The 11,709-nt window shown below is 73.3% G+C and carries 12 protein-coding genes; 9 read left to right on the top strand and 3 right to left on the bottom strand.

Annotated features, from left to right (window positions below):
• Positions 1-40: 40 nt before the first annotated feature.
• Entirely contained in the window at positions 41-670 is a 630-nt protein-coding gene (locus tag IF29_RS0100250; protein WP_030248035.1) for a phosphatase PAP2 family protein, read from the bottom strand.
• A complete protein-coding gene (locus IF29_RS0100245; RefSeq protein WP_030248027.1) occupies positions 667-1,323 on the bottom strand; it encodes a DedA family protein in 657 nt (218 codons plus the stop codon). The genes IF29_RS0100250 and IF29_RS0100245 overlap by 4 nt, the downstream gene beginning before the upstream one ends.
• A 128-nt stretch (positions 1,324-1,451) precedes the next feature.
• Here IF29_RS0100245 and IF29_RS0100240 point away from each other — a divergent pair, with 128 nt between their 5' ends.
• The 5 genes from IF29_RS0100240 (at position 1,452) to IF29_RS0100220 (ending at position 4,820) form a co-directional block, all read left to right on the top strand.
• Entirely contained in the window at positions 1,452-1,886 is a 435-nt protein-coding gene (locus tag IF29_RS0100240) for a BlaI/MecI/CopY family transcriptional regulator (protein ID WP_051724717.1), read from the top strand.
• Positions 1,883-2,965 (top strand): M48 family metalloprotease, encoded by a 1,083-nt coding sequence (locus IF29_RS0100235; RefSeq protein WP_063757396.1) that lies wholly within the window; start codon positions 1,883-1,885, stop codon positions 2,963-2,965. Before IF29_RS0100240 ends, IF29_RS0100235 begins: the two co-directional genes overlap by 4 nt.
• Before the next feature lie 30 nt (positions 2,966-2,995).
• Positions 2,996-3,412 carry a secondary thiamine-phosphate synthase enzyme YjbQ gene (locus tag IF29_RS0100230; protein ID WP_030248021.1) on the top strand — a complete coding sequence of 139 codons (417 nt, stop codon included), beginning with the start codon at positions 2,996-2,998 and terminating at the stop codon, positions 3,410-3,412.
• A 146-nt stretch (positions 3,413-3,558) separates the two neighbouring features.
• Complete coding sequence (locus IF29_RS0100225) at positions 3,559-4,371, top strand: SGNH/GDSL hydrolase family protein (protein ID WP_030248019.1); 813 nt, start codon at positions 3,559-3,561, stop codon at positions 4,369-4,371.
• Positions 4,372-4,391: 20 nt separating this feature from the next.
• A complete protein-coding gene (locus IF29_RS0100220; protein WP_051724763.1) occupies positions 4,392-4,820 on the top strand; it encodes a VOC family protein in 429 nt (142 codons plus the stop codon).
• On the opposite strand, the gene IF29_RS0100215 is transcribed toward IF29_RS0100220, so the two are convergent.
• Complete coding sequence (locus IF29_RS0100215; protein WP_030248015.1) at positions 4,799-6,637, bottom strand: AMP-dependent synthetase/ligase; 1,839 nt, start codon at positions 6,635-6,637, stop codon at positions 4,799-4,801. The genes IF29_RS0100220 and IF29_RS0100215 overlap by 22 nt on opposite strands.
• A gap of 233 nt (positions 6,638-6,870) precedes the next feature.
• On the opposite strand from IF29_RS0100215, the gene IF29_RS0100210 reads away from it, so the two are divergent.
• The 4 genes from IF29_RS0100210 to IF29_RS0100195 all read left to right on the top strand — a co-directional run bounded on the left by IF29_RS0100210 (position 6,871) and on the right by IF29_RS0100195 (position 11,676).
• A complete protein-coding gene (locus IF29_RS0100210; RefSeq protein WP_051724716.1) occupies positions 6,871-7,827 on the top strand; it encodes an alpha/beta fold hydrolase in 957 nt (318 codons plus the stop codon).
• A gap of 209 nt (positions 7,828-8,036) precedes the next feature.
• Positions 8,037-10,673, top strand: a complete 2,637-nt coding sequence (locus tag IF29_RS0100205) for a sensor histidine kinase (RefSeq protein WP_051724715.1) — start codon at positions 8,037-8,039, stop codon at positions 10,671-10,673.
• Positions 10,670-11,086: a roadblock/LC7 domain-containing protein gene (locus IF29_RS0100200; protein ID WP_030248008.1), complete on the top strand. Its 417-nt coding sequence runs from the start codon at positions 10,670-10,672 to the stop codon at positions 11,084-11,086. Before IF29_RS0100205 ends, IF29_RS0100200 begins: the two co-directional genes overlap by 4 nt.
• Positions 11,087-11,094: 8 nt before the next feature.
• Positions 11,095-11,676 carry a DUF742 domain-containing protein gene (locus IF29_RS0100195; protein ID WP_084713295.1) on the top strand — a complete coding sequence of 194 codons (582 nt, stop codon included), beginning with the start codon at positions 11,095-11,097 and terminating at the stop codon, positions 11,674-11,676.
• Positions 11,677-11,709: the final 33 nt, after the last annotated feature.

Here is an 11,709-nt window from a genome sequence, read left to right as displayed (position 1 = left end):
CGCGGGGCAGCCCGCGTCGGGCCCGGGCCGGGGTCCCGACCTAGGCGGTCAGCAGCGGGCGCAGGAAGCCCGACTCCAGCCGGACCACCAGCGGCGGACCGTAGCGCCGGGCCGCCAGCACCACCGGTACCGCGACGACCGCTCCGACGACGAGGCCCACCAGCACGTCGTGCGGGTAGTGGGCGCCGACCCAGATCCGGGAGAAGCCCATCACCAGCGCGGCCAGCGCCGCGATGATCCCGAGCCTGCGGCTGATCAGCCAGATCGCGGCCGCGGCGGCCGCCGCGATGGCCGAGTGGTTGCTGGGGAAGGACCAGTCGCCGACCCCGGGGCAGGGCTGGACGGTCGCCGGGGAGGTGATCACCTGGCAGGGCCTGGCCTCGTCGAAGACGCTCTTGACGATGTCGTTGACGACGTACGCCAGGACCACCGCGACCGGGACGGCCAGCGCCATGGCCATGGCCACCGAGTCGCGCGAGCGGCGCGCCTGCCACCAGCACCAGACCATCATCAGCGCGAACAGGCCGAGGCCGTAGCTGGCGTACCAGGAGACCAGGTCGTCGAACCAGTGCGGGGCGTTGGCGGCCCGGGTGATGAACCAGTGGTAGAGGCTGCCGTCGATGGAGGCGCCGTCGAGCGCGGCGAGCTGTACGGGGAAGTGCTGGATCACTGAGCCGCCTTGGCGTCCCGGCGGCTGCGCAGCAGCTCCAGGGCGATCGGGATCAGCGAGACCACGACGATCAGGGCGATGATCGGCAGCAGGTACTTGTCGATGCTGGGGATGGTGTTGCCGAGGCCGTAGCCGGCCATGGTGACCCCGACGCTCCACAGCAGGCCGCCGACGACCTGCCACAGCGTGAAGGTGCGGACCGGCACGTTCAGCGCGCCGGCCATCGGGTTCAGCACGGTGCGGACCACCGGGATGAAGCGGGCCAGCACGATCGCCTTGGCGTACCCGTACTTGGCCAGGATCTCCTCGGCCCGGACCGCGCCCCGCTGCAGGTGCTTGTTGCTGCTGCGGGCCAGCAGCGCCTTTCCGCCCTTGGCCCCGATCACATAGCCGACCTGGGCCCCGACCAGCGCGCCGACCACGGCGGCGACCAGGACCTCGGCAAGGTTGAGGTGGACGCCGTTCTTGCTGGTGGTGCAGAGCAGCCCGGCCGTGAACAGCAGCGAGTCGCCGGGCAGGAAGAAGCCGACCAGCAGTCCGGTCTCGGCGAACAGGACGACGGCGATGCCGATCGCCCCGAAGGAGGCGAGCAGCGAGTTCGCGTCCAGCGGGTTCACCGCCAGATTGATCAGGGCCGTCGGATCCGGGGCCATGGACGTCACACTCCTGCGATGGGGGACACTGTTCGAGTCCGGGCGCTATCGTCTACATGTGTGTAGACGTTCAGTGCCACTGTAGTGGATAGCCGCGGTAGGCCTGTGGGAGGCGAAAGTCCTTGACGATGATCGGACCGCAGCGTCGCCACCCCGGCGAGCTGGAGGCGAGCGTCCTCGCCGTGCTCTGGGCCGGGGAGCGGGCGCTGACGCCCGGCGACATCCAGCGTGCCATCGGTGGTGACCTCGCCCGGACCACGGTGAACACCATTCTCACCCGGCTCTTCGACAAGGGAGTGGTGGTCCGCACGCGTGTCGGGCGTGCCTTCGCCTACGCGCCGGCGCAGGAGGCCCAGGACGCGCCCGGGCTCGCCGCCCGGCGGATGCGCTCCGAGCTGGAGAAGGAGGCGGACCGCCCCACCGTGCTGGCCCGCTTCGTCTCCGGGCTGAGCGAGGACGACGAGCAGGTGCTGCGCGCCCTGCTCAGCCGGGAGGCGGGCCAGGACGGGCCGGAGGCCGGCCGGAACGGGTCGGGGCCGGTCGACGGGGGTGGTCGGTCGTGACCGTCAGCGTCTGGGCGCCGCTGCTGCTGCCGCTGCTGCTCGCGCCGCTGCTCGCGCTGCCCTCCATGGGGGCCCTGCCCGATCTGCTGCCGCCCAGGGCCGCCGCCTGGCTGCTCACCGCGACCGCGGCCGGCCTGTCCGCCGCGGGGGCCGCGGCGCTCGCCCTGCTGAGCGTAGCGGCGCTGCTGCACCTGCCGTTCGTCGCCGCGGTGGGCCACCTCGACCTCCCGGTCGCCCGGCATCTCGCCCCGGGGGCGGTGGTGCCGGTCGGCGCGGCCGCGGCGCTGGTGCTGGTCGTGCTGGCGGTGCGGGCGCTGCGGGTGCTGCGCCGGCACCGGGCGGAGCACGCCGAGGCCAGGTTGCTGGTCGCGCTCCACGCGGGCGCCGGGGCCGGCGACCTGATCGTGCTGCCGGACCGGCTGCCGGACGCCTACGCCCTGCCCGGCGGGCTGTTCCGGGGCGGCCGGGACCGGATCGTGGTCACCGCGGGCATGATCGAGGCGCTCCCCGCCGACGAGCGCGAGGTGCTGCTGGCGCACGAGCGGGCCCATCTGACCGGGCGTCACCACCGCTTCCTGCTGCTGGCCGACCTGGCCGTGGCGCTGCACCCGCTGCTGCGTCCGCTGCGTGACGGCGCCGCGTACAGCCTGGAGCGCTGGGCCGACGAGTCGGCCGCCGAGCGGGTCGCCGACCGGCGGCTGGTGGCCCGGGCGGTCGGCCGGGCGGCGCTGGCGGGGGCTGGCGCGGGTGCGCTGCGGATGGCGGCCGGACCGGTGCCGCGCCGGGTCGCCGCGATGCTGGAGTGCCGGGCCGCGCCGCGCCGGCGCCGGGCCTCGCTGCTGGCCGCCGCGGTGCTGGCGGGCGCGCTCGGGCTGTCGCTGGGCACCACCCTGGACGCGGCGAGCGATCTGCACGAGCAGGTCGAGGCGGCACAGTCGGCGCCCTGGTGGCACGGGCCGCACGGCGCCCACGAGGCCGGCGACAGGGCAGCGGGCGGGACCCGGGACGGAGCGGTTCACGGGGCGGTCGACAAGGCGGTCGACCGGGCGGTGGACGGGGTCCGGGACGGCGCACGGTAGCCGCGCGCCCCGGTGGGCGAAGATGGGCGCATGTCCTTCACCACGCTGACGTTCGAGCTCACCACCGGCAGCCGCGAGGCCGCGGTGGACATCACCGACCGCTGCGACGAGTTCCTGCGCGAGGCGGCCGCGGGCCGCGACGGCCTACTCAATGTCTTCGTCCCGCACGCCACCGCGGGCGTCGCCGTGATCGAGACCGGCGCGGGGAGCGACCACGACCTGCTGGCCGCGCTGCGCGAGCTGCTGCCCGCCGACGACCGCTGGCGGCACCGCCACGGCAGCCCCGGGCACGGCCGGGACCACGTGCTGCCGGGGCTGGTCGCCCCGCACGCCACCCTGCCGGTGGTCGACGGGCGGATCGCGCTCGGCACCTGGCAGTCGGTGGTGCTCGTCGACACCAACAGCGACAACCCCCGGCGCACCGTCCGGCTGTCCTTCCTGGGCTGATGGGGCGGGTGGCTACACGAGTGACCAAATGGGTGACGACACGTCAGAATTTCATGGCATGGACACTATGGAAACGGGTTACCCGTCGGTATAAATGTGCGTGACGCACGTCACCCCGTGTGCCACCCATCTGCCGTGGAGGCCCCATGCGCTCACCCAGCGCACGCTCGCTCCGCACCGCGACCCTGACCCTCCTCACCACCCTCGGCCTGGCCGGCGCCGGTCTGGCCGCCGCGCCGGCCCACGCGTCCGAGCCCGGCTACGTCGCCCTGGGGGACTCGTACTCCAGCGGCGTCGGCGCCGGCAGCTACATCAGCTCCAGCGGCGACTGCGAGCGCAGCACCAAGTCCTACCCCTACCTGTGGCAGGCCGCCCACAGCCCGTCCTCGTTCTCCTTCGTGGCCTGCTCCGGCGCGACCACGGCGGACGTGCTGAGCAGTCAGCTCTCCACGCTCAGCAGCTCGACCGGACTGGTCAGCATCAGCATCGGCGGCAACGACGCCGGCTTCTCCAGCACCATGGAGACCTGTGTGCTGGACGGCACCAGCTCCTGCCTGTCCGCCGTGTCCACCGCCGAGACATACATCAACGGGCCGCTCGCCGCCAAGCTCGACGCCACCTACGCGGCGATCAGCGCGCACGCGCCCAACGCCCACGTGGTGGTGCTGGACTACCCGCACCTCTACCAGGTCCCCGGGACCTGCCTGTTCGGCATCAGCGACACCTCCCGCAACGCCATCAACGGCGCGGCCGACGAGCTGGACAGCGTGATCGCCAAGCGCGCCGCCAACGCCGGCTTCACCTTCGTGGACGTCCGCGGGGCCTTCACCGGCCACGAGATCTGCTCCAGCGACTCCTGGCTGCACAGCACCACCCTGCCGATCGACGAGTCCTACCACCCGACCGCAGCCGGCCAGTCCGGCGGCTACCTCCCCGGCTTCACCTCCGCCGCGGGCTGATCCGTCGGACCATGGTCGTCATGAACGACGACCGCACTAACGAGGACCGCACCAACGAGGACCGCAAGGGTCCGTCCTTCGTCCACCACGTCGAGCTGTGGGTGGACGACCTCGCCGCAGCCGAGCGCCAGTGGGGCCCTGTCCTGCTGGCACTCGGCTGCGCGCCGTTCCAGCACTGGGAGCACGGCCGCAGCTGGCGCGGCGGTGACGGCAGCTACCTGGTCATCGAGCAGTCGCCCGCTATGCGCGCTGGCGGGCACGACCGCATGCGCGCCGGCATCAACCACCTGGCGCTGCGTGGCGAGCGCGGGCCGGTGCTGGCGGCGGCGCTGGCCGGGGGCTGGACGCAGCGGGTCGACACCGGGCGGGCCGTGCACCTGGTGGACGGGCAGGGGTTCGAGGTCGAGGTGGTGTACCGGGAGGGGGATCAGGCCGGGGAGGAGGCGTAGAGGGCGTCGATGTCGTCGGAGTAGGTCTTGGCGACGGCGCGGCGGCGGATCTTCAGGGACGGCGTCAGCAGCCCGCGGTCCTCGGTGAACTCGCCGGGGAGGACCCGGTAGGCGCGGATGGACTCGGCACGGGAGACGGCGGTGTTGGCCATGGCCACGCTGCGCTGCAGTTCGGCCTGCAGGTCCGGGTCGTGCCGGGCCGCGGTCGCCGGGGACTGGTCCGGCTTGCCGCGCTGCCGCTGCCAGCGCAGCAGCGCCTCGGCGTCCAGCACCAGCAGCGCGCCGATGTAGGGGCGGTTGTCGCCGACCAGCATGCAGTGCGCCACCAGGGGGTGGGACCGCACCCGGTCCTCCAGCACGGTGGGGGCGACGCTCTTGCCGCTGCTGGTGACGATGATCTCCTTCTTGCGGCCGGTGATGGTGAGGTAGCCGTCCTCGTCCAGATGGCCCAGGTCCCCGGTGGCGAGCCAGCCCTGACGCAGGGTCAGTCTGCTGGCCTCCGGGTCGTCCAGGTACCCCTGGAACACCTGGCCGCCGCTGATCCACACCTCGCCGTCCTCGGCGATCCGCACCGTGGTGCCGGGGACGGGGTGCCCGACCGTGCCGAAGCGCGGCTTGTCCGGCGGGTTGGCGGTGGCCGCCGCGGTGCACTCGGTGAGGCCGTAGCCCTCGTAGACGGTGATCCCCGCGCCGGCGAAGAACAGTCCCAGCTCCCGGTTCATCGCCGAGCCGCCGGACATGGCGTGCCGCACCCGGCCGCCCAGCACGGCCCGCACCTTGCTGTAGACCAGCCGGTCGTAGACCTGGTGCTGCACCCGCTGGGCCGCGGTCGGTCCTGGGCCGTCGCCGAAGGCGTGCCGCTCAACCGCCGCGGCGTAGCGCACCGCGGCGTCCACGGCCTTCTCGAACGGTGCGAGCTTCCCGGCCTCCTCCGCCGCCTCGCGGGCCCGCTGCATCAGCTTCTCGAAGATGTACGGCACGGCGAGGACGAAGGTCGGCCGGGCCGACTCCAGCGCCGGCATCAGGTCGGCCGGTGCCAGGCTGGGTTCGTGCGACAGCTGCACCCCCGCGCGCAGCGCCGCGACCTGCACCATCCGGCCGAAGACATGGGCCAGCGGCAGGAACAGCACGGTGGCCGGCTGCTCGCTGGCCTTGTTCTGGAAGACGTCGTGGTAGCGGGCCACGATGTTGTCGGTCTCGGCCGCGAAGTTGGCGTGGGTCAGCACGCAGCCCTTGGGCCGTCCGGTGGTCCCGGAGGTGTAGATGACGGTCGCGGTGGACTCCGGGGTGACCGCCTGCCGGTGCCGGTCCAGCAGGTCGTCGGGGACGCCGCGGCCGGCCAGGGCCAGCGCCCGCAGCGCCCCGGCGTCCAACTGCCAGATGCTGCGCAGCTCCGGCAGGCCCTCGACCACCGAGCCCACCGTCATCGCGTGGTCCTCGTGCTCGACGACGCAGGCCACCGCCTTGGAGTCGGCGAGGATCCAGCGCACCTGCTCGGCGGAGGAGGTGGGGTAGACCGGGACCGGCTGGGCGCCGATGGTCCACAGCGCGTAGTCCAGCACCGTCCACTCGTACCGGGTCCTGGACATCAGGGCGACCCGGTCGCCGAAGCGGACGCCCTGGTGCAGCAGGCCCTTGGCGATGGCCACGACCTCGTCGCGGAACTCGGCGGCGGTGACGGTCTGCCAGCCGCCGTCCTCGGTGCGCCGGGAGAGGGCGGCCAGACCGGGGTCCGCGACGGCGGTCGCGAAGACGGACTCGGCGAGGCCGCCGTGGGTCGGCGGTTCCGTGAGGGCGGGAACCGAGAACTCGCGCACACTTGCTCTCTCCGTCGGCGGCGCCGTTTCTGCGCCGGTCTGTGCCGGAAAGTTACCCGAAGGTAAAACCTCTGGCCAGGGGTCCGCAGTCGATCTCCACCGATCCCCACCGATCTCCACGTGATGTGCACGCGTGGATCGGGTCAGGTCGTGCACACCCGTTGACGGGGCGTCGGGGCCGGACATAACTTACCAGTCAGTAAGTTCAGCTCTCCCCTCATCGGAGGCCGTTCATGTCCGCCGTCCCAGCCGTCCCGGCCGTTCCCGCCGCCACTTCTACCACCGCTCTGCGCACGGTGACCACCGCGGACGGGGCCTCGCTCGCGGTCCGGACCGACGGCCCCGAGGACGCCCCGGTCACCCTGGTGCTGGCCCACGGCTGGACCCTGGACGCCGGCGCCTGGGAGCGGCACGCCCAGGAACTGTCGGCCGACGGCACGGTACGGGTGGTCCGCTACGACCAGCGCGGCCACGGCGGCTCCACCGGCGGCAGCGCCCGGCCCTGGAGCATCGACCTGCTCGGCGAGGACCTGGACCGGGTGATAGCGGAGACCGCGCCGAGCGGTCCGCTGGTGCTCGGCGGCCACTCCATGGGCGGGATGACGGTGATGGCGCTGGCCGCGGCCCGTCCCGAACTCTTCGCCGAGCGGGTGGCCGGAGTGCTGCTCACCAGTACCTCCGCCGGGCAGCTGGACCCGCGGGGCCGCCGCGGTGCGCCGCTGCGGCTGCGGGCGCTGGGCCACGTCGAGTCCGCCTTCTTCGGCTACTGCTCGCGGACCGCCGAGCGCTCCGAGCGGATCCGCACCCGGCTGCCCGGCCCCGACGGGCGGCTCAACCCGTACCTGGTCAAGCGCTACCTCTACGGCCCCAGGGCGGCCCGCGAGGCCGTGGTCGCCGGGGCACGCATGATCCACGCCTGTCCGATGGCCGCGGTCGCCGACTGGTTCCCGGCGCTGATGCTCCATGACAAGGCGGGCGCGCTGGGCGCGTTGCGGGGGACGCCGGTGGAGATCGTGGTCGGCTCGCTGGACCGGCTCACCCCGGTCGCGCACAGCCGTCGGCTGCTGGAGGAACTGCCGGAGGCGCGGTTGGAGATCGAGCCGGGCTGCGGCCACATGCTGCTGATGGAGCGGCCCGAGGCGGTCATCGGCCCGCTGCGGAGGCTCTGCGCCGGGGCGCTCGCGCACTGACCGGGCCCGGACAGCGGGCCGTTACCGCGGGCCGGAGAACGCGACCGTGGGCCGGGAAAGCTGTAAGTGAGCGAAGCTCGAACTGACGCGCCCACTGGTAGTAGGCTCTCGCCGACACAGCGCCATCCCTGCCACCACCGTCCCTCATCCATGCCGTCCAGTCGCGTCCGCCTCCGCGTGCACCTCCTGCGGTCGGTCCGGAGGAGTCCATGCGCATTCGCAGCAGGTCGATCCGCGCGAAGATCGTCGCGCTGCTCCTGGTCCCGCTGGTCTCGCTGACCGGCGTCTGGACCTGGACCACGGCCACCAGCGTCGACCAGGTATGGGGCCTGGTCCAGGTGAGTTCGGACTACCGCTGGTTCGGCACACCCGCCGACGACCTCTCCCGCGCGCTGCAGGACGAGCGCAGGGCGGCGGTCGCCTATGTCGCCGCGGCCGTCGGCAAGGGCGACCGCGCCGCGCTGCAGAAGGCGGAGGCGGCCACCGACCAGCAGGTCGCGGTGTTCCAGGAGCACGCCACCGACGGCGGGCGGCTCGACGATCTGACCGGTGCTCAGAAGCTGGCGCTGCAGGGCATCCAGGCGCAGATCGGCGGCCTGACGATGGAGCGCGCCCAGGTCTCCGGGCACAAGGAGGACTGGGACGAGACCTTCACCTGGTACACCGGCGCCCAGGACCCCTTCTTCAACCTGCGGCTGGCGATGAGCAACTTCCAGGCCGGAGACCTGACCCGGGAGGCCGGGAACCTGATCGAGCTGGTGCGCGCCCGCGAGTACCTCTCGGAGGAGGACGCGCTGATGTACGGCGCCCGGGCGACCGGCTTCTTCAGCTCCGGCGAGTACCAGCAGTTCCTCACCGTCAGCGACGGCGAACGGCTGCTGTTCCAGGTGCACGTACCGCAGTTGCCGGACCAGGAGCAGACGCTCTTCCAGGACTTCACCACCGGCGAGATCTACACCCGGGTGAACAGCCTGGAGGCCGCGGTGAGCACGCTGGACGCCCAGCAGGCGCCCAAGCTGATCGACGGCGCCGCCTGGGTGGCCAGCTACGGCACGGCGCTCAGCCAGCTGTCCCAGCTGGACACCCAGTCGGCCACCCTGGCCGGCAACCGGGCCAGGTCGTACGCCATGGGCGTGATCTGGCGCGCCGTCGCGGTCGGCCTGATCGGACTGCTGGCGGTGGTGCTCACGCTGGTGCTGTCGCTGCGGATCGGCCGCGGCCTGGTCCGCGAACTGGTCGGGCTCCGGGACGACGCCTTCGACCTGGCCGGGGTCCGGCTGCCCGAGGTGATGCGCAGACTGCGCGGCGGCGAACGGGTCGACCTCGCGGCCGAGGTGCCCCAGGTGACCGTGCGGCCCAGCGGCAACGACGAGATCGCCCAGGTCGGCCGGGCCTTCAACGCGGTGCAGCGGGCGGCCGTCGAGGCCGCGGTGGAGCAGGCCGACCTGCGCCGCGGCGTCGCCGCGGTCTTCGTCAACCTGGCCCGGCGCAGCCAGGCCCTGCTGCACCGTCAGCTCACCCTGCTGGACGAGATGGAGCGCCGCGCCGACGACCCGGACGAGTTGGAGGACCTGTTCCGGCTCGACCACCTCACCACCCGGATGCGCCGCCACGCCGAGGGCCTGATCATCCTCTCCGGGTCGGCGCCCGGCCGCAACTGGCGCCGCCCGGTGCGGATCCTGGACGTGGTGCGGGCCGCTGTGGGCGAGGTCGAGGACTACGCCAGGGTGCGGGTGCACCGGATGCCGCAGGTCGCCGTGGTCGGCGGGGCGGTGTCCGACATCGTGCACATGATCGCCGAACTGGTCGAGAACGCCGCGGTGTTCTCCCCGCCGCACACCCAGGTCAGGGTCCAGGGCGAGGAGGTGGCCAACGGCTTCGTCCTGGAGATCGACGACCGCGGTCTCGGCATGGGCGAGGAGGCGATGGCGGCGGCCAACGAGCGGCTCGCCACCGGCGGCGACTTCGACCTCAGCGACACCGACCGGCTCGGACTGTTCGTCATCAGCAGGCTGAGTGCCCGTCACGGGGTGAAGGTGTCGCTGCGGCGATCCCCGTACGGGGGGACGACCGCGGTGGTGCTGCTGCCGCGCGAGCTGATCACCGAGGTGCCCTCGCGGGGCGGCGACGCCCCGGTGGAGGAGTCCGAGGCGACGGCCGAACACCCGCTGCCGGCCAATCAGTTGCAGACCGCCTCGCTGCAGGTGACCCGGTCGCGGACGCGCCGGGAGCTGCCGACGGGCACCGGCGGCGGCACCGGGGCGGGCGAGGACGGGCAGCCCGGCGGGCCCGGGACGCCCGGGGACCCCGGACCGCAGCGCAGGAGGAGCGGGCCCCGGCACGCGGCGCCGTTCCCGGCCGCGGTCCCGGAGGTCCTGGAGGTCCCGGGGCAGGAGCAGGGCCTGGCGGCCCTGCCCAAGCGGCGTCCGGTGTCCAGCCGTGCCGACTCCTACCTGGCGGCGCGGGACGCGTCGCTGCGGGAGGCGCCGGTGCGCGAGGTGCCTGTGCGCGAGGCATCCGTGCGCGAGGCGCCGGTGTCCGATCCGGCGCCGCTGCTGCCGCGCCGGGTGCGGCAGGCCAGCCTGGCCCCGCAACTGCGGGTCGCCGCCCAGGAGTCCGGTGCGGAGCACGCCGAGCACACCGATCCGGGCGGGCCGGCGCAGCCCGCGGTGCGCGAGCGTTCCCCCGAGGAGGTACGGGCCACCTTCTCCTCGTTCCAGCGCGGCCTCAGCCGGGGCCGCGGTCGGGTCGGCGCCGAACAGGGCCAGGCGCTCCCGGCCGACGATCCGCACGCCGCCCGCGCGGACGCAGCCCCCGAACCCTCAGCGGAAGGACCCTCCCGATGACCGTACCGACCACGAACTCCGGCGACCTCAACTGGTTGCTCGACGATCTGGTGCGCCGTGTCCCCGAGGTCCGGCACGCGGTCGTGCTGTCCAGCGACGGTCTGGCCACCGGGGCCTCCTCGGGGCTGACCCGCGAGGACGCCGAGCACCTGGCCGCCGTCGCCTCCGGGTTCCACAGCCTGGCCAAGGGCGCCAGCAGACACTTCAAGGCCGGCGGCGTCAGACAGACCATGATCGAGCTGGACCACGCCTTCCTCTTCGTCACCGCCGCCGGGGACGGCAGCTGCATGGCGGTGCTCAGCGAGGCCGAGGCCGATGTCGGCCTGGTCGCCTACGAGATGGCGCTGCTGGTCAAACGGGTCGGCGAGCACCTCGGCAGCGAGCCCCGGGCGGGCCTGCCCACGGGGCGGTGAGTGGCGTCGTGCGGAATACGGGGGGCCCTGGCGGACGGGGCAGGAGGGCCTGGGGCGACAGCTCCTGGGAGAACGACGGAGTACCGGAGGAAGAGGGCGCCGAACAGGACGGCGCCCCCCATCAGGACGGCGGCGGTGAGGACGGCAGGCACGAGGGCGGCAGGCACGAGGACGACGGCTCGCTGCGGGACGGCCAGCCGGCGGAGGAGGACTGGGACGACGACGCCGAACTGTCGCAGCTGGTCCGCCCGTACACGCTGACCCGGGGCCGGACCCGGCACGCCGAGGGCGCCGCGTTCGACGTGATCGCCCAGGTGGTCGCCGCGGACCGGGACGGTCTTGCCGACCCGGACGGGACGGAGGGCGCGGACGACCCGGAGCACCAGCAGATCCTGGAGCTGGTCCGGTCCGCTCCGCTGTCGGTGGCGGAGATCGCCGCGGAGACCGATCTGCCGCTGGGCGTGGCCCGGATCCTGCTGGGAGACCTGCTGGACGCGGAACTGATCCGGGTGAGCCGGCCGGTACCTGCGGCGTTGTTGCCGGATGTGAGTGTGCTCCGCGAGGTCATTCAGGGGTTGCGGGCTTTGTAGCGGTTTCTGACGGGCTTTCGGGTGCGGGCTGTA

The organism is Streptacidiphilus jeojiense (assembly GCF_000719095.1).
Classification (GTDB): Bacteria; Actinomycetota; Actinomycetes; order Streptomycetales; family Streptomycetaceae; genus Streptacidiphilus; species Streptacidiphilus jeojiensis.
The sequence above is the reverse complement of the archived record's forward strand: the minus strand, read 5'-3'. Positions and strand labels throughout refer to the sequence as shown.

Excerpts from the sequence above, each read along its gene's own strand:
- IF29_RS0100245 (WP_030248027.1), bottom strand. The coding sequence starts at position 1,323 with ATGGCCCCGGATCCGACGGCCCTGATCAATCTGGCGGTGAACCCGCTG.
- IF29_RS0100240 (WP_051724717.1), top strand. The coding sequence starts at position 1,452 with ATGATCGGACCGCAGCGTCGCCACCCCGGCGAGCTGGAGGCGAGCGTC.
- IF29_RS0100230 (WP_030248021.1), top strand. The coding sequence starts at position 2,996 with ATGTCCTTCACCACGCTGACGTTCGAGCTCACCACCGGCAGCCGCGAG.
- IF29_RS0100225 (WP_030248019.1), top strand. The coding sequence starts at position 3,559 with ATGCGCTCACCCAGCGCACGCTCGCTCCGCACCGCGACCCTGACCCTC.
- IF29_RS0100220 (WP_051724763.1), top strand. The coding sequence starts at position 4,392 with ATGAACGACGACCGCACTAACGAGGACCGCACCAACGAGGACCGCAAG.
- IF29_RS0100210 (WP_051724716.1), top strand. The coding sequence starts at position 6,871 with ATGTCCGCCGTCCCAGCCGTCCCGGCCGTTCCCGCCGCCACTTCTACC.
- IF29_RS0100205 (WP_051724715.1), top strand. The coding sequence starts at position 8,037 with ATGCGCATTCGCAGCAGGTCGATCCGCGCGAAGATCGTCGCGCTGCTC.
- IF29_RS0100200 (WP_030248008.1), top strand. The coding sequence starts at position 10,670 with ATGACCGTACCGACCACGAACTCCGGCGACCTCAACTGGTTGCTCGAC.